Raw genomic sequence first — 15,957 nt, forward strand, 5'->3', positions numbered from 1 at the left:
ACCACCCTCTCCGGCTACGTCCTCCGCTCCCCGAGGCGATGCGACCGGGCACCTCCGTGTGCGGCCGCCGAGGATCATCGCGCCCATGGCGGGTTCGGACCGGCAACAGCCAGTGGCACGGGCGAAGTTGACATACCGGCATCTTGCGGATGGTCGGGGTCAAGAGGGACGATCAAAGGGAAAGGTGCACGGTAGGTCGGACGGATACGCGAGGGGTGACGGTGGTCGAGCGCAATCTCACGCAAGAGGAGGTGGACGCGCTCCCGTTCGAGCTCAATCTGTCGGATGGACACGCCTTCCGCCCCTGGACCCGCGCCGAGTCCGAGATCATCGGCGATTCGGCACGCTTCTTCAGGGAGTCCGACCGCAGGGGCGGGCAGGAAGCCGAGGCCGAGTACATACGCCGCTACCTCGCTCTCGGAGCGCAGTCCTACATACCCGATCACTTCACCGGCCTGATGTCCTACTCCGCCTCGATGGCCGTCGAGATCGTGGCCAACGTACTGCGCCTCAGGGGGCTTTCGGCGGCGCTGATCGAGCCCTGCTTCGACAACATCGCGGACATCCTCCGGCGCCACCGCGTCCCCCTCCAGCCGATCCCGGAGACGGCACTGACGGCCGGGCCGGCCGCGCTGGAGCGGCTGCTCGGCACACTCACCGCGGATGTGATCTTCCTCGTCAGCCCCAACAACCCGACCGGGACCGTGGTCGGCGAGGAGGCGTTCACCCGGATCGTCGACCACTGCCGGACCGAGAACAAGCTCCTCGTCCTCGACGGCTGCTTCCGGGTCTACCTGTCCCTCGACGAGGTCTACGACCACTACGGCATCCTCGCCGCCTCGGGAATCGACTGCGTCGTCATCGAGGACACCGGCAAGGTCTGGCCCGCGGCCGAGCTGAAGGCTCCCTTCCTCTGCGTGTCACCGGGTCTGGTGCGCGAGGTCAAGGCGATGCACTCGGACTTCCTTCTCCACCTGTCGCCCTTCACCGTCCGGCTGATCACGGAGTTCCTGGGTCTCGCCGAGGCGGACGGCGGACGCCATCTCAGGGAGCTCGTGGCGCGCAACCGGACGCTCTTCCAGAGCACGGTCCCCGGCTCGTTCCTGCGGACGGACGACACCGGGAAGCTGGGTCTGGCCTGGCTGAAGGTGGAGATGGACGGACTGGACGGCGAGGACGTCCGCAAGCTCCTCGCCCGGCACGGCGTCCACGTGCTGTCCGGCGAGAGGTTCTACTGGCGGTCCCCGCACCTGGGGCGGAAGCATCTGCGCATGGCCCTGCTGCGTGACCCGGACGTCGTCCAGCGGGCCGCCGAGGTGATCGCAGATCTCGGGGCCGAGGTCGCCGGCAGCCGCTCACGGAGCTGAGGGCACCTCCGCCAGGGCCTGGGCCGAACGCCGCGTGTCCGGGTGGTTCTCGCCCAGCACCCGGCGTCGCCGCTCCCACGTGTCCTGGTGGAGTTCCCGGGCGCGGGCGTACTCCTCGAGGGCGGACAGGTCGTCGGCGAGGCTGTACGCCGAGCGGAGTGTGTCGGGGTGGTCGTCGCCGTGGAGCTGCCGACGCCGGTTCCAGACCTCCTCGTTCAGCGTCCGGGCCTGGGCGTAGTCACCCATCCGGTGCAGGGTGATGGCCAGGTAGTGCCTCGAGCGCAGGGTGTCCGGGTGATCCGCGCCCAGTCGCTCGCGTCGCTGCCCCAGCACCCACAGCTCCAGCTCCCTCGCCCGTTCCAGCTCGCCCAGGTCGCAGAGATCCGATGCCAGGTGGTGCGCTGAGTGCAGCGTGTCGGGGTGGGTCTCGCCGAGGACCCGGCGCCGCCGCTGCCATACGTCCTCGTTGATGTCGCGGGCCTTCTCCCGCTCGCCGAGTTCGTACAGGTCGGAGCCCAGGTAGTGCGCCGACTGCAGGGTGTCCGGGTGGTCCTCGCCGAGCAGGCGGCGGTGGTGGCGCCACCCTTCCTCGTCCAGGGCGCGCGCCCCGGCGAAGTCGCCCAGGTCGCACAGGTCGGCCGCCAGCTGGTGCGCCGACCGGATGGTGTCGGGATGGTCCATCCCGAGGACCGAGCACCGCCGGTGCCAGACGTCCTGGTCGACCTCCCTCGCCTGTGCGTACTCACCCAGCTCGAAGAGGTTGGACGCGAGGTTGTAGCCGGAATGGAGCGTGTCGGGATGGTCGGGGCCCAGGCGGTCCGTCCAGGACTCCCGGGTGATCCGGCAGATGTCGACCGCGGACCGGGACTGGCCGGAGAAGTACAGATAGCGCTGGACCTTCAGGACCAGGGCGCGGAAACCCTCCGCGTCCAGCTGGGGCCCGGGCAGGGACGCGGCGGACGACAGGAGCTCACGGACGTGCGGGACGATCATCCCGTACTCGGGCCAGGTCTCGGGGGTGTCCGGGTCGCCCAGCGTGATCGTGGCGAGCAGTTCCTCGGCGGCGTGGTGGGTCACCTCGTGCTCTTCGCGCGGGAGCCTCGCCCGGAGCAGGGCGTGCACGAGGCGGTGCATCTGCAGGGCGTTGTCGGCGTGCCGGGCCAGACCGAGGGTGACGATCTTGCGGACGGCGAGAGCGGCCGTCGCCGTGTCACCGAGCTGGACGCCGAACCGGGGTGCCGCGACGGCGGGGTCGGAGCCCAGCGGGATCGGCTCCGGCGCGAGGAACGCGAGCCGGTCGAGCAGGGTGGCGGCCGTCGGGCCGGCCGTCGCCATCAGCCGGTCTCGGCTGGTGGCCACCACCGACACCAGTCCGGGGTGCGCCGAGACGGTCCGGTCGTCCAGGCCGCTCGCCGTCGGCTGTGACTCCAGGAGCCTGAGGTAGTCGGACGTCTCCAGGCGGGTCTCGTCGAGGAAGCATCCGACCTGCTCCACCGAGAGGGGAAGGTCGCCCACCGCGGCGGCCACACGGTCGGCGTCCTCGGGGGACAGCGTGGGGCACCGGCGGGACAGCAGGCTGATCGACTCGTCGCGTTCGAACTCGGGGACGTCGATGCGTGTACCGATACGTCCGATACGGGGGTCGCGGCCGGTGATGAGCAGCTTTCCTCCGCTGGGAGGGAGGAGGTCGTTCATGGCGCCGAGATCGTCGAGGTTGTCGTACACCAGTAACCAGTCGCTCCTGGCGGACAGTTCCACCCAGAGTGCCCGTATGAGGAGCGACGGCTGGCCGGCGGTGAGTCCCAACTGCGAGGCCAGGGCGGTGAGGCTGGCCATGACGGCCGCCAGCTGGTCGGCCCCCACCCACCAGACCAGCCCGTAGTCATGGGCGTGGCGATGGGCGTACTCGAGAGCCAGTTGGGTCTTGCCGATCCCGCCCATGCCGATGAGGGAGACCACGCCGGGGTCGTCGCTGTGACCGTCCTCCTCGGAGCCCTGCATGCTGGCGGCGACGCGCTCCAGGAGGGCGGCCCGCCCGGTGAAGGCCTGGTTGCGTGACGGCAGGGCGCGGATCGGCCGCAGGCGGGTGGCCGGTTCGTGCGCATGCGGTGATACGAGGTGGAGGTGGTCGATGCGTTCGGCGACGACTCCACCGCCGATCGCTGCCATCCCGGCCGCGACCGGTGGCTGGGCAGGCGTCTCTCCGGGACCGCTTAGCCCTCGTGCGGCCCCGGGGTGGAAGGGTGGGCGCCGGTGGTCACTCCTCCCGAGACGTTGCCGCCGACGACGACGCCGCCCGTCTCGACGCGGAGGTCATGCGCCACGCTGATGCCGCTGTGGGGCGCGAGCCCTGCCTCGTGACGCTGCAGACGGTCGACGGACGCGGCCAGTTCGTCGGCGAAGCCGGAGTCGTCCTCCGCCCTGTCGGCGATCGCGTCCGTGGCCCGCCGTATCGTGCGCTCGGTCACCTCGCCGTCACCGGCCTGCTCCAGGAGCCGGGTGAGGGCGGGGTCTTCGCCGATGGCTCCAGCGACCAGTTCATGCAGGGCGTCCATGTTCTGGTCGAGGACGAGATCGGCTGGGACATCGCCACCGGCACCGATTCTGCGGGCCCGGCGCACGAGGTATCCGACCGCGGCTCCCGCCATGAGGTCCACTCCGGGTGTCGGCACGCTTCCTCCCCCATTGTCGGCTGAGACCATTTAACACCTTGACGGCATGATTGCTGACGATTGCTTCCCGACAACGTCCGTCGCCCTGAGGTGTGTTGAGCGACGTTGAGCAGAGGCGCAGGAAGAGGCGTGTCGGCCATGCGGCCCGATCAAACGGTCACGGCATGTCCGGAGGAGCAGGGACCGCCCGGTCGATGGCGTTGAGAAGGGTGACGCTGAGCCGGGTGTCGGGGTGGTCCTCACCGAGGACGCGCCGTCGGCGTTCGGCCGTGTCGCGGGCGATCTGGAGGGCTTCGTCGATCCGGCCCAGCCCCGCAAGGCTGGCCGCCAGGTTGGACGCGGTGTCCAGAGTCTCGGGATGGTCGTCCCCCAGGACCTGCCGACGGCGGAGCAGAGTGTCCTCGGCCAGGGCGCAGGCCTCGGCCAGACGTCCCAGTTCCGACAGGTCCGTGGCCATGTTGGAGGCGGTGAAGAGCGTGTCGCGGTGGTCCTCGCCGAGGACCCGGCGCTGCCGGCTCACGGTGTCCTGGGCGAGGGCGAGGCCCTCCTCCAGGCGTCCCAGTCCGGCGAGGCAGGCCGCCACGGTGGATGCGACGGCCAGTGTCTCGCCATGCTCGTCGCCCACGACCCGGCGGTAACGGATCAGGGTGTCCCGGGCCAGTTCCAGGGCCTCTTCGGTCTGTCCGAGATCCATCAGGTCGGCGGCCACGTTCGCCGCCGTCCGCAGCACCGCGGGGTGGTCCTCGCCGAGTTCCTGCCGTTGCCGGCCCAGGAGGCCGCGGTTCAGGGCGAGGGCGCGGTCGTGGTCGGCGACGGCAGCGGCGGCGCGGGCGAGGCAGGCGGTGGCCCGGCGGGTGGCGGCGTGATCGGCTCCCAACTCGGCGGTCCAGGCGCGGTGCAGGCCCTCGAGCCGGGGGAGTACGGCTGCAGCGCTGCCGCGGTCGACCAGGTACTGGCAGGCCTCGCAGGCCGCCAGGCGTGCGGCGTCCGTGACCAGATCGCCGGATGCGATCACGAGCAGATGCGGGAGCAGATCGGGCCGACCGGGCCAGGCGGCCGGGTCCTGGGCATCGCCAGGGAACGCGGCGGTGAGCAGCAGGCTGGCGTGACGAGCCGCGACGGCACGCTCAGGGCCGGTGAGCTGGTCCGCGATGACGGCCTGGGTGAGCCGGTGCAGGTGAAGGGCTCCGCCTTCCACTCGCGCCAGCCCGTGTCGCTGAAGCGCCGTCAGTACGCGGCTCCTCGTGGCCGGGTCGACCACGACTCGGCCGACAGTCGACGCACCGGCCGCCTCGCGGCCTCGCAGGACCGGCAGGGTGAACGGCTCCGGGGCCAGGAGCGCGCAGGCCTGGAGCACTTCGGTGGCCTGGGGGTCCTGCGCCCGCAGCCGCCGCATGCTGAGCCGTATCTGCGCGGCCAGCGTCGAGGGGCAGCCGAGCGGTTTGCCGGCGTCGGTCACCTCGCCCGCTCGGCCGGCGAGTTGCTCCAGGTAATCCGGCACGCTGGTCGTGGTCAGGACCTCGGCCGCCTGCACCAGGGCGAGAGGCCAGTCGTCCAGCGCCGCCGCGAGCCGGTCCGCTTCCGTCGTCGCCAACCAAGGTGTGCGGCCGAGCAGCAAGGCGATCGAATCCCTGCGCGCCAGCGCGCCGACGGCCATGGGGATGGCGCGCTCGTGCCAACGCGGGTCGCGTGAGGTGATCAGGACGTGTCCCGCGCCGGACGGCAGATGGGCGGTCACCGTTTCGGGGTCCTCGGCGTTGTCGAACACGATCAGCCAGCGCGTCCGCGACCGCAGCTCCGCGGCCAGCGCGGCTACGGCCTCCCGGGGGGACCTGGTCCGGTCGGCAGCGCCGATGGCCACTGCCAGCCGGGCGAGCTGGTCGGAGATGAGGGCAGGGTGTTCCGCCCGCACCCACCACACCAGTTCGTATTCGCCGCAGAAGCGGTGCGCGTACTCGACGGCCACCTGGCTCTTGCCCACGGCTGTCTCTCCGTGCAGAGCGACCGGCACCGCCGTGGGCCCGCCCGCCAGCCGACCCCGAAGGTCGACGAGGAGTTCGTCACGCCCGACGAGTCCTGGATTGCGCGCCGGTACGTTCCACACCCGGGGCAGCGTCCCGGGCAGCCGCGGCCCCGTCGATCGCGAGTGGCTACCGGGTTCATCGTCGCCTGGAAACCGTGGTCGCACGGCGGGTACCCCCACGGGCCCGGCGACCGCGGCCAACAACGCCTGCCGGGCCGCCTCCTCATCCATTCCGAACAGGGCCGGGGCCTTGAGCGCACGCAACATGGGCGGCGCCGTCGCGTCGTCGAGGCGCACCGGGACGAGCCCCTCCCGGCCGGCGACCACCGCCGTCCATTCCTCCGTCGTCCATCTCCGGCGCTCGAAGTAGGCGGCGGAGAACAACGCCACCATCCGACGCGCGGCAAGAGCTTCGTCCATCCGCACGATGACGTTGTCCCCGGCACCCCAGTGCCATGAGTCCAACTCGACGTCGTACCCGGCGTCCTGCAACTGCCATGCCACCCACTCGGCCCACGCGAGATCGGCTCCCGCATGGCTGATGAACAACCAGGGCCTGCCCTCGGAACCCGCCATCTCCACCCCCAGCCTGCCGAGCTCGATCGAGACCACCCCGCCGGAGCGGGTCTGCACTCAGTGTGGGGGTGCGGGAGCGAGTGGGATGCCTGAATGCCCCCCCACTGTCGTCCTTCTCGAGAACACCGTCGTCGTCGAAGTGAGAGGCGCCCGGGCACAGCTGGACGCTCTTGACCCTCACGTGACGTCAGGCGGCATAGTCGGGCCCGTGGAGGATCACTGGACCGTGGGACGGGTGGCACAGCTGGCCGGCGTCACCGTGCGCACGCTGCACCACTACGACGCGATCGGACTGGTACGTCCCTCGGCACGCACCATGAAGGGGTACCGGGCCTACTCGGCGCAGGACGTGGAGCGCCTCCGGGAGGTGCTGGCCTACCGGCGGCTGGGCCTCGGGCTGGGTGAGATCGGGGACTTGGTGGACGACGCGTCGACAGACGTGGTCGCGCGCCTGCTCCAGCTCCGCGGCCTGCTGCTGGAACGGCGTGACCGCGCCGACGCGATGGTGGCGGCCCTCGACAGGGAACTTCAAGCGCGGGCGAGGGGAGACACGGTGACACCGGAGGAGCAACTCGAGGTGCTCGGAGCGCGTCTGTACGACGCGATCGGCGGCGCGTACACCGCGACGCGGCGCACGGAACCACGGATCGCCACCCAGATCCTCGACGCACTCGGCGACGCACAGACCGTCCTGAACGTCGGGGCAGGCACGGGCAACTACGAGCCCGCGGGGCGCGATGTGACCGCCGTCGAGCCGTCGGCGGTGATGAGACGCCAGCGGCCGGCCGGCTCGGCACCGTGTGTGGCCGCGGCTGCGGAGAGCCTGCCGTTCGAGGACGACTCCTTCGATGCCGCGATGGCCGTGTCCACCGTTCACCACTGGGAGGACCCGATCGCGGGGCTGCGCGAGATGCGGCGCGTGGCCCGCCGAGTCGTCGTACTCACCTTCGACACCGACGAGCCCGGCTGGCGGGACCGCTTCTGGCTGACTCGGGACTACCTGCCCGAGTTCGCCGACGTCCTCGCGGACTTCCCCTCGCTCACCGGCATGGCCGACGCGATCGACGCCCGCATCGAGCCGGTCCCGATCCCCTGGGACTGCGCGGACGGCCTGTTCGAGGCGTACTGGCGTCGACCAGGCGCGTATCTGGAAGAGCCGGTGCGGCGTGCGATGTCCGTATGGACGAGGGTCGGCTCGGAGGCCGAGCGGAGGGCGGTGCGTGACCTCCGCGACGACCTGGCATCCGGTCGGTGGTCCGACCGTAACGGCGATCTCGCGGACCTGGACGCGGCGGATCTAGGCCTCCGCCTGCTCATCGCGTGACGGGGGGCGGGTGCTGAGGGAGGGGGGCCGGCATTGTCAAGGCGCCGGGCCCATGGCACACACTCAGGACAGCAGTCGCGTACCTGCCAGACCGTCGCCCACTCCCCAGTACCCGGTCTCCACCGTTGGAGTCCGCGTCCCGCCTACTCAGAGAGGCAGCCGCCTGCTCGGAAAGGGATACGGCCCCGCACCCGGCGCCCAGCCCACCCGCTGCGTCCCACCGCACGCGCACTGCTGTGGAAGGGCCTGCTGAAGAGGTGGCCCAGAGGAGAGGACAGGGCGCGGCGCCTTGCCGCCGGCCCGCGCACCGGCTCCGAGCGTGTGTTGAGGGGGTGCTCAGGCGGGGACGGTGCCGGTCCGGCGGGCCTGACGCATCCGCCCGACGAGGTCCGCTCACCGCATGCCCGCTCGAGCGGGCCCAAGTTCTTCCTGTATTCGACGGAACGGCCCGCGAGAAGAATCTCGTGGGCCGTTCCGATTCACCCGTCCACGTCTTCCTTCCCGTAGGTGATCCACGGCCGCAGCTTCTCCGGGTTGCGGACCACCCAGATGCGGGTGACGTTCCCGTCCACGACCTCGAACGAGGCCACCGTCACGACGACGCCGGCATGCCGGGCCACGAGCCCCGGTGCCCCGTTGACCGACCGCTCCAGCAACTCGAGGCCGGCGGCCTTGTCCGCGATGGCGACCATGTACTGGGCGATGCGCGCGTCGCCCTCGATCGGGCGCAGGACGGTACCCACCATGCCGCCGCCGTCGGCCGTCATCACGGCGGCAGGGTCGAGCACACCCACGAGTGCCGCCACGTCCTTGCTCTCCCAGGCCTCTTTGACGCGTCTGACCACCTCCGCCTGATCGGCCGTCCTGGCCGGGGTGGCCGCCACGCTCACCCGCTTCCGCGCGGACGCCGCCAGTTGCTTGCACGCCGCCGGGGTCCGGCGGAGGACGTCCGCGATGTCGGCGAACGGGTACCGGAAGACGTCGTGCAGGACGAACGCCACGCGCTCCGCCGGTGTCATCGACTCCAGGACGACGAGGAAGGCCGTGGTCACCGACTCGTCGAGGACGACCTGGTCGGCGGGGTCCCCGAGCGCGGCCGAGTCGCTTCCGTCCGCGTGGTGCCACTCGGCGCGGTCGGGCAGCGGCTCCGGCAGCCACGCACCGACGTAGCGTTCACGGCGAGCTCGTGCCGAGCCGAGCAGGTCCAGGCAGATCCGACCGGTGACCGTCGTCAGCCAGGCGGTGGGCGACCGTATCTCCTCACGTCGGCTCTGCGGCAGCCCGTACCAGCGGGCGTACGCGTCCTGCACGGCGTCCTCGGCCTCGGTCACCGAACCCAGCAACCGGTAGGCCACGTTGATCAGTTGGCGCCGATCGCCAGTCGTCTCCACTGCGCTTGTCTCCACGGTCCTCATCCTCCCGCCACCCCTCGCCTTACCTTCCGCGGGCCTACGTCGTCGTGTGGGTGAACGTCGTCGAAGCCCGACCCCGGGGCGGACAGCCCGAGGGTGGAACAGGAGAAACGGCACATGACCATTCACGAGACGGCTCACGTGGCACGCGGCACCGCGTTCCTGCGATTCACCATCGCCTTGCAGACCTTGACCATCTTTCTCCAGGCGATCTCCGCCGGACTGCTGCTGACCGCGTCCTACGGCGAGACGCTGCACAGCGTCGGAGCCCGCGTGATGTACGGGGCGTCGATGCTCTACGTGCTCGCCGCGGTACTGGCATGGAAGCCGGGCGGAGGCTCACCTCGGCCGATCCTGCACGCGTCAGGTTTCCTCGCGCTGGCCTCGATCCAGGTGGTGCTGGGCATCGCGCACGTCCCGTCGGTCCATCTGCCTCTCGGCGTCCTGATGTTCGGACTGAGCGTGCTGGCGCTTGCGCGGCGCTGACCAAGTGCCCGAGTCAGTGCCCGAACGGCTCGGCGTCAGTCCGTGCGCGCCCGTGCCGCGGACGCCAGCACCGACGTCAGGAAGCGGCGCACCGCCTCCAACTCGCCCTCGTCCAAGTCCTCCGCGGCCGCGACCACCTCGTCGATCAGGGGTCCGAAGAAGTCCCACCCGAGTTGCCTGGCCTTGTCCTCCACCTCCAGCAGCACACGCCTCCTGTCGGCGGTGTCCCTGCTGCGCCGGACGAGTCCGAGCCGCTCCAGGCGGTCCACGAGGGCGGTGGTGCCGGCCGAGTTGAGCCGCAGTTGCTCGCCGAGCCAGCCCGGTGTGGCCCGGATGTCCGCCCGGGCCGCGTCCAGCAGGTGGATCAATGCCCTTACGTCGGTGGGGTGCAGCCCCCGCCGGGACGCGAACTCGGCACCGAGCAGGTCGAATTCCACCGTCACCGCACGCAGCAGGTGGACCAGTCCCATGTGCGGGTTCTGGTCGGTCTGGTCATCCCGGTCGTCCATAGGCACTCCCCTCCTCGGTGGATCTCCGCATAGTATCTCGCTGAGCGAGATACTTGCCGGGCGAGAGGAATGTTCCGTGTCCCTGACCGCTTTCGACCGCTCCTACGACGAACTCCGCGCACGCTGGCCCGGGTTCACCGAGGAACTCGACGTCGCCACCCCGTACGGACCCACCCGTGTCCTCGCGTACGGCCCGGCGGACGGCAGCCCACTCGTGCTGCTGCCCGGCGGATCGGCCACCGGACTGGTCTGGTTCGCGAACGCGCCGGCCCTCGGCACACGGCACCGCCTCTACGCGGTCGATCTCATGGGCGACGCCGGTCGCACCTCACGCCAGGGCACCCACTTGAAGAACGCCAACGACCTGATGGCGTGGCTCGACGCGCTGCTGGACGGGCTCGGGATCCCACGCGCAGCTGTGTGCGGCCACTCCTACGGCGCCTGGATCGCCGCCACGTACGCACTCCACGCCCCCCGGCGCGTGGAGCGCCTCGCCCTCGTCGATCCCACACAGGTCTTCGCCGGGTTCCGCCCGGGTTACCTCATGCGGGCCCTGCCCACCCTGATCCGCCCGACCGAAGCACGGGCCCGCTCCTTCCTGGCCTGGGAGACGGCGGACGCCCACCCGGACGAGACCTGGCAGCGCCTCTATGCGCTCGCCTGCACGGTCCCCGGCCGCACGTTCGTCACCGGCCGCCGCCCCCCAGCCGCTGAGTTGTCCATGCCGGTGCTGGTCCTGCTCGCGGAGCGCAGCCGCGCCCACGACGCCGGCAAGATCGCGGAGAGGGCACGCCGAGTGCTTCGGCAGGGCGAGGTGACCGTGCTCCCCGGCGCGACGCACCACTCCCTGCCGCTCACCGCACCCGAGCTGTTGAACGCCAGGCTGCTGGATTTCCTGGACGCACGACACCGGATGCCGGGCCGCTGAGACCTACGTCGTTGGCCGAGGGAGGCGGGCCATGTGCGGCCCGTCGAGCGACCGGTACGATCCGGAGGTCGTCTTACGGGGGAGGGACCATGGCCGAGGGCCGCGAAGTCGCCGGTGACAGCGGAGCGAGAGAGTCCGACGTCGCGGGGGAGGCCGAGGTGCGCCTGGTGTACCGGCCGCAGCCCGCCGACACACTGGCCGGGCTCCAGGCCCGCCAGCGGATCAAGCGGTGGGGGCTGATCCTGCGCGTCGTGTTCCTCATCCTGTGGGTGGCGCAGTGGCTGCTCGGCATGATCAGCCGAGGTGGGGTCGACGCGGTCTCCACCGTGCTGTTCCTCGCCGTCGTCCTCCTGGTGGCAGGTTATCCGCGGCTTCAGGCCGCCCAGGTGCAGCGCCTCGTCGGATGGCAGGGCGAGTACCGGACCTCCGTGTCCGCGGCCGGGATCACGACCAGCAGCGACCACACCACGCTCACCCAGAAGTGGTCGGTCTACCAGGGCTACCGAGAGACGAAGAATCACTTCGTCCTGCTCAGCCGCGATCCCAACATCCTGTGCGTCGACGTCCTGCCCAAGCACGGGCTGAGCACGCCCGACGACGTCCCCCGGCTCCGGGCCCTCCTGGACCGGTACGCGAAGCGGGTCTGACGCGGTTCACGGTCACGGACGTTCGTACAACTGCAGGACACCGGCGAGGGAGAAGCATGCCGCGCCGAGGAAGGTGCCCCAGTTGGCGATGTCGGCGTTCACCAGGCTGCCGGTGGCGGGACGGGTGTAGGCGGCGAGCGCCGAGACCATGAAGAGGACCGAGCCGAGCTGGTTGACGGCGACGATGCACCAGCCGAGGTCGCGACGCCGCAGACAGGGCCAGGCGCGGTGACAGATCTCGACGAAGCCGAGGTGGCCGGAGATCAGGAACAACAGGCAGCCCACCACGTCCGGGGCCCAGATGAGCCGGTTGACCTGCTGGACGCTCAGACCCTGCAGGAACGAGTCCAGCAGATCGACGGCGAACACCAGCGTGCCGGTGAAGAGGACGAACGTGCTCAGCCAGTCCACCCGCCCGGGCTCGTAGCTCCACCAGCGCCAGGCACGGGTGAACAGACGCCCCTCACCGCCGGGTTCGTGACGCGGGGCGTTGACCACCTGGAGCAGGGAGACGTAGCCACCGGTGTTGAAGAACAGGCCGCCGGCGAAGTAGATCGAGGCACAGGTGGTGGCGTCCCCGGAGCCGACCTGGGCGACACCGGCGCCGGCCGCGAACAGCGCGCCGCCGAGGACGAAGGCGATCGCCGCGATCGCGTTGAGCCTGCGCAGACGGCCCAGCGCACGGGCGTCGCCGCTGACGTTCCGGCCGGCAGATGCTCCGGACGGACCGGCCGCGATGACGCCGCGACGCCGGGCCGGCCGTGACTCCCAGACGGCGGTGCCCCCGCCGGGCGACTGCCAGGTGAGGCGCGTCGTGAACGGTCCCGCGCCCTCGGCGCGCTGCTCGGTCGGTGTCATGTGCGTGAGTTGGCGGCGATACGGAACACGGGTCGACTCTGCCAGAGCACCGGCCGCCGAACCGGGATTGCCCGGCGTCCATCCGTATGACGCGGCACCCGGGCGGCGACGTCGGCCGGGCGGAACCCGGTCGTCGCCGGGCCGACCGGCGCGCCACGGTCAGGAAGTGGACCTCAGCGGCGGTGCCTGCCACATCAGGGCGGGCGGTTGGAGCAGGGGCGAGGGCTCGGGTCCGGGGTCTTCGGTGTCGACGACTCCGGCGGCCGCGTGGTCGAAGCCGGCGGGCCAGCGGGTGTGCTCACTGGCAAGAGCGCCGGTCAGGCGGGCTTCACCGAGCTCGGCGGTGCTCAGGTCGGTGCCGCGCAAGTCGGCCATACGGAGGTCGGCGCGGTGGAAGACCGCACCCTGGGCGTCGGCCTTGCGGAGGTTCGCCTCGCGCAGGTCGGTCTCCGTGAAGTCGGCGTCACGCAAGTCGGTCTGCACCAACTTCGCGGCCCGAAGGTCGGACAGAACGCATCGAGCCCGGCGAAGAATAGCTGTCGTGAGGTCGGCGTGCCGCAGGTTGACCGAGATCAGGGACGCCTGGGTCAGATTGGCGCGGTAGAAGCCGGCCGCCTCCCTGCAGGCGCGGTCGAAGTTGACCTCGGGGAACCACAGTCCGTCGCAGTCGGCCCGGCGCAAGTCGGTGATGCTGAGATTGACCCAGGACTGCTCCCGGTGCTGGCACAGGACACCGAGCGCGGTCAGCGCCACCTGGGCGTCGGCGGAGCGGGTCTCCAAGGGCGCGATGTCGTTGATGGGCGCGTCCGCCGCCGGTGAACCCGGACCGGCGGGTGGCCACGGCAGGTGCGTCCGCAGATAGGCGGCCTGGATGGAGATGACGGCCTCCCGGTCGCGGGCGGACTGCTCCGCGATCCGCCACAGCGCGTGCAGCCCACCGATACGTACATCCAGTTTGTCGCTGCCGAGCTGGTCGACGGCCCGGCTGAACCGATCGGTGACGTAACCCTCCTGCGCGGCGCGCAACCCGTCCTGACTGACCCGGAGTTGCCGCCAGGTGGCGTACGCGCCGAAGAGCACGACCAGGCCGCCGACCACCTGCAGAAGCGTCGTACGGACGTCGTTCACCGCCTTCAGGCGATCCTGGGCTGCGACGCGCGCCCCGGCCAGGTCGTGGTCGACCACCACGCCCGGCAGTACGACGAACAGCGTGCCCAGCGTGACGAGTCCCGCCGCGGCCAGCAGGCCTGCGGCGACACGACGTGTGACCGGCCGCTCGTGCCACGCCCGCCACCCGCCGTCTGGTTCCCCCGTGTCCATGGGCATGGGAGCCTAGGCGTCGCCCAGAAGACGATCAAGGGTGCCGTGCGCCGACCCGCGGCCCGCGAACGGCCGTACACCCCGGGAGAGGGCGCCGACGTCAGCGGGCGCGTTCCTTCGGCCCGGGAGAGGACGGTCCTTGCCGAACTGAGGGGGACCCGCTGCTGTCCGCCGCCGGGATCACCGCCGCCCTGCAGGACGGAGCTCTCACGCCTCCGCCGGTGCACTCTCCACACCGCGTGTCACAGGCCGCAGAGCTGTCTCGTCTCGGGAGGTGAAGCACATCGACGAACCCGGAGGAGCACACGATGGACGCGCGACTGAACCTCTTCGCCAGCCCGACCGCCGGCAAGGCTTTCAAGCACTTCATGGCGGTCGGCCGGGAGCTGAAGGAATCGCCGCTGCCTGCCACGACGCAGGAACTGGTGGCGCTGCGCGTCAGCCAGATCAACGGCTGCGCCGCCTGCATCGACATGCACACCAAGGAGGCCGTCGCGGCCGGTGAGAACCCGGTGCGGCTGCACCTCGTCGCGGCCTGGCGGGAAGCGACCGTCTTCACCGAGGCCGAGCGCGCCGCGCTCGCCCTGGCGGAGGACGGGACCCGCCTCGCCGACGCGGGCACCGGGGTCGGCGACGAGGTCTGGGAGCGTGCCGCCCGGCACTACGACGAGGACCAGCTCGCGTCCCTCGTCCTGCTGGTCTCCTTCATGAACACGGCGAACCGGCTGAACATCATCACCCGGCAGCCGGGCGGCGACTACCAGGTCGGCCAGGCCCACTGAACAAAGCGTTGGCCGCACAGCCGAGACAGCGGATGATCTTCGCAGGACGCCTGGCCGGCGACGGCCCGGCCAGGCCAGGCCCACGGACCGCAGCAGGAGGACGACGTGAGCAAGGTCGATGAGTTCGAGGAGCTGCGGCCACTGCTGTTCTCGATCGCGTACCGGATCCTGGGCAGCGTGGGCGAGGCGGAGGACGCCGTGCAGGAGACCTGGCTCCGCTACGACGCCTCGACCACGCAGCCCGTGTCGCCCAAGGCGTTCCTGTCGGCGACCGTGACCCGGATCGCGATCGACGTGCTGCGCTCGGCCCGCGTGCGACGGGAGGAGTACATCGGACCGTGGCTGCCCGAGCCGCTGCTGGACGATCCCTACGAGGACCCGGCCCGCGCGGCCGAGCTGGCCGACTCGGTGTCGATGGCGGCGCTGCTGCTCCTGGAGCGGCTCAGCCCCCTGGAGCGGTCGGTGTTCGTGCTGCGGGAGGTCTTCGCCTTCGGCTTCGACGACATCGCCGCGGCGGTGGGGCGCTCGGAGGCTGCGTGCCGGCAGCTGCTCGTACGGGCCCGCCGGCACATGAACGAGGGACGGCCCCGGTTCGAAGCGGACCGGCGGGAGCGGCAGGAGCTGGCGAGGCGGTTCTTCGAGGCGCTGGCGCGGGGCGACGTGGACGGACTGCGGGAGCTGCTGTCGGCCGACGTCCAGCTCGTGGGGGACGGCGGTGGCAAGGCCCCGCAGCTGGCCAGGGCCGTCGCCGGCGCCGAGAACGTGGCGAGGCTGCTCGCCGCCGTCTACCCGTTCATGGCCCAGGTCGACATCACCTTCGAGACGCGCGAGATCAACGGCCAGCCGGGCGCGCTGTTCCGCGACCGCGACGGCAGGGTGCTCCACATCCTCGTCCTCGACGTTCTCGACGGGGAGATCCGGACGGTCCGCTCGGTCATCAACCCGGACAAGCTCGGTCACCTCGGCCCGGTGGCCGACGCCTGGGCCGTCGACCGGGAGGTGAGGAGGGCCCGCAGGCAGTCTCGCTGACCCGTTGAGTCGATGAAGTGTCCC

The 15,957-nt window shown here is 71.0% G+C and carries 14 protein-coding genes and 1 pseudogene; 7 read left to right on the plus strand and 8 right to left on the minus strand.

All coding sequences use genetic code 11. From position 1 onward, the window contains the following. The first annotated feature begins 221 nt into the window (after positions 1-221). The gene (locus ADL34_RS14925; protein WP_159038922.1) at positions 222-1,367 is read left to right on the plus strand and encodes a pyridoxal phosphate-dependent aminotransferase; all 1,146 of its coding nucleotides are present in this window, start codon (positions 222-224) and stop codon (positions 1,365-1,367) included. On the opposite strand, the gene fxsT (ADL34_RS14930) is transcribed toward ADL34_RS14925, so the two are convergent. From fxsT (ADL34_RS14930) to fxsT (ADL34_RS14940), 3 genes are all read right to left on the minus strand, one after another. Continuing rightward, positions 1,356-3,536: an FxSxx-COOH system tetratricopeptide repeat protein gene (fxsT, locus tag ADL34_RS14930; RefSeq protein ID WP_062668404.1), complete on the minus strand. Its 2,181-nt coding sequence runs from the start codon at positions 3,534-3,536 to the stop codon at positions 1,356-1,358. The genes ADL34_RS14925 and fxsT (ADL34_RS14930) overlap by 12 nt on opposite strands. Positions 3,537-3,580: 44 nt before the next feature. After that, the gene (locus tag ADL34_RS14935) at positions 3,581-4,039 is read right to left on the minus strand and encodes a chromosome partitioning protein (protein ID WP_159038923.1); all 459 of its coding nucleotides are present in this window, start codon (positions 4,037-4,039) and stop codon (positions 3,581-3,583) included. Between the two features lie 157 nt (positions 4,040-4,196). Then, a complete protein-coding gene (fxsT, locus tag ADL34_RS14940; protein WP_159038924.1) occupies positions 4,197-6,695 on the minus strand; it encodes an FxSxx-COOH system tetratricopeptide repeat protein in 2,499 nt (832 codons plus the stop codon). 169 nt (positions 6,696-6,864) lie between these two features. On the opposite strand from fxsT (ADL34_RS14940), the gene ADL34_RS14945 reads away from it, so the two are divergent. Beyond that, positions 6,865-7,962 carry a MerR family transcriptional regulator gene (locus tag ADL34_RS14945; protein WP_062668401.1) on the plus strand — a complete coding sequence of 366 codons (1,098 nt, stop codon included), beginning with the start codon at positions 6,865-6,867 and terminating at the stop codon, positions 7,960-7,962. Positions 7,963-8,105: 143 nt separating this feature from the next. On the opposite strand, the pseudogene ADL34_RS36680 reads toward ADL34_RS14945, so the two are convergent. Together ADL34_RS36680 and sigJ are read right to left on the minus strand one after the other, a co-directional pair. Continuing rightward, a pseudogene (locus ADL34_RS36680) lies at positions 8,106-8,289 on the minus strand (DUF6411 family protein); the annotation flags it as partial. A 152-nt stretch (positions 8,290-8,441) separates the two neighbouring features. Next, positions 8,442-9,377: an RNA polymerase sigma factor SigJ gene (gene sigJ, locus ADL34_RS14950; protein ID WP_062668400.1), complete on the minus strand. Its 936-nt coding sequence runs from the start codon at positions 9,375-9,377 to the stop codon at positions 8,442-8,444. Positions 9,378-9,491: 114 nt separating this feature from the next. On the opposite strand from sigJ, the gene ADL34_RS14955 reads away from it, so the two are divergent. Further along, on the plus strand, positions 9,492-9,860 hold the full coding sequence (locus tag ADL34_RS14955) for a hypothetical protein (RefSeq protein ID WP_062668399.1): 369 nt from the start codon (positions 9,492-9,494) through the stop codon (positions 9,858-9,860). Between the two features lie 35 nt (positions 9,861-9,895). On the opposite strand, the gene ADL34_RS14960 is transcribed toward ADL34_RS14955, so the two are convergent. Continuing rightward, positions 9,896-10,369: a MarR family winged helix-turn-helix transcriptional regulator gene (locus ADL34_RS14960; RefSeq protein ID WP_234375022.1), complete on the minus strand. Its 474-nt coding sequence runs from the start codon at positions 10,367-10,369 to the stop codon at positions 9,896-9,898. Positions 10,370-10,445: 76 nt separating this feature from the next. Here ADL34_RS14960 and ADL34_RS14965 point away from each other — a divergent pair, with 76 nt between their 5' ends. Together ADL34_RS14965 and ADL34_RS14970 are read left to right on the plus strand one after the other, a co-directional pair. Continuing rightward, positions 10,446-11,297, plus strand: coding sequence for an alpha/beta fold hydrolase (locus ADL34_RS14965; RefSeq protein ID WP_107115637.1), 852 nt, complete (start codon positions 10,446-10,448; stop codon positions 11,295-11,297). A gap of 89 nt (positions 11,298-11,386) precedes the next feature. Further along, the gene (locus ADL34_RS14970; protein WP_062668397.1) at positions 11,387-11,944 is read left to right on the plus strand and encodes a YcxB family protein; all 558 of its coding nucleotides are present in this window, start codon (positions 11,387-11,389) and stop codon (positions 11,942-11,944) included. Positions 11,945-11,956: 12 nt separating this feature from the next. Here the strand turns inward: ADL34_RS14970 and ADL34_RS14975 are convergent, their stop codons facing one another. Both ADL34_RS14975 and ADL34_RS14980 read right to left on the minus strand, forming a co-directional pair. Next, positions 11,957-12,802: a hypothetical protein gene (locus ADL34_RS14975; protein WP_062668396.1), complete on the minus strand. Its 846-nt coding sequence runs from the start codon at positions 12,800-12,802 to the stop codon at positions 11,957-11,959. A 159-nt stretch (positions 12,803-12,961) separates the two neighbouring features. Next, entirely contained in the window at positions 12,962-14,122 is a 1,161-nt protein-coding gene (locus ADL34_RS14980; RefSeq protein ID WP_234375023.1) for a pentapeptide repeat-containing protein, read from the minus strand. Positions 14,123-14,430: 308 nt separating this feature from the next. Between ADL34_RS14980 and ADL34_RS14985 the strand changes: the two genes are divergently transcribed. Together ADL34_RS14985 and ADL34_RS14990 are read left to right on the plus strand one after the other, a co-directional pair. Then, positions 14,431-14,904, plus strand: a complete 474-nt coding sequence (locus ADL34_RS14985; RefSeq protein ID WP_062668395.1) for a carboxymuconolactone decarboxylase family protein — start codon at positions 14,431-14,433, stop codon at positions 14,902-14,904. 105 nt (positions 14,905-15,009) lie between these two features. Beyond that, positions 15,010-15,933, plus strand: a complete 924-nt coding sequence (locus tag ADL34_RS14990) for an RNA polymerase sigma-70 factor (RefSeq protein ID WP_062668394.1) — start codon at positions 15,010-15,012, stop codon at positions 15,931-15,933. The last annotated feature ends 24 nt before the right edge of the window (positions 15,934-15,957 follow it).

The sequence above is a fragment of the Streptomyces sp. NRRL WC-3605 genome (assembly GCF_001509795.1).
In the GTDB taxonomy this organism is placed as follows: domain Bacteria; phylum Actinomycetota; class Actinomycetes; order Streptomycetales; family Streptomycetaceae; genus Streptomyces; species Streptomyces viridochromogenes.

Coding starts and splice junctions, on each gene's coding strand:
- ADL34_RS14975 (WP_062668396.1), bottom strand. CDS start 12,802: ATGACACCGACCGAGCAGCGCGCCGAGGGCGCGGGACCGTTCACGACG.
- ADL34_RS14970 (WP_062668397.1), top strand. CDS start 11,387: ATGGCCGAGGGCCGCGAAGTCGCCGGTGACAGCGGAGCGAGAGAGTCC.
- ADL34_RS14955 (WP_062668399.1), top strand. CDS start 9,492: ATGACCATTCACGAGACGGCTCACGTGGCACGCGGCACCGCGTTCCTG.
- ADL34_RS14980 (WP_234375023.1), bottom strand. CDS start 14,122: ATGGACACGGGGGAACCAGACGGCGGGTGGCGGGCGTGGCACGAGCGG.
- fxsT (WP_062668404.1), bottom strand. CDS start 3,536: ATGGCAGCGATCGGCGGTGGAGTCGTCGCCGAACGCATCGACCACCTC.
- ADL34_RS14985 (WP_062668395.1), top strand. CDS start 14,431: ATGGACGCGCGACTGAACCTCTTCGCCAGCCCGACCGCCGGCAAGGCT.
- sigJ (WP_062668400.1), bottom strand. CDS start 9,377: ATGAGGACCGTGGAGACAAGCGCAGTGGAGACGACTGGCGATCGGCGC.
- ADL34_RS14960 (WP_234375022.1), bottom strand. CDS start 10,369: ATGGACGACCGGGATGACCAGACCGACCAGAACCCGCACATGGGACTG.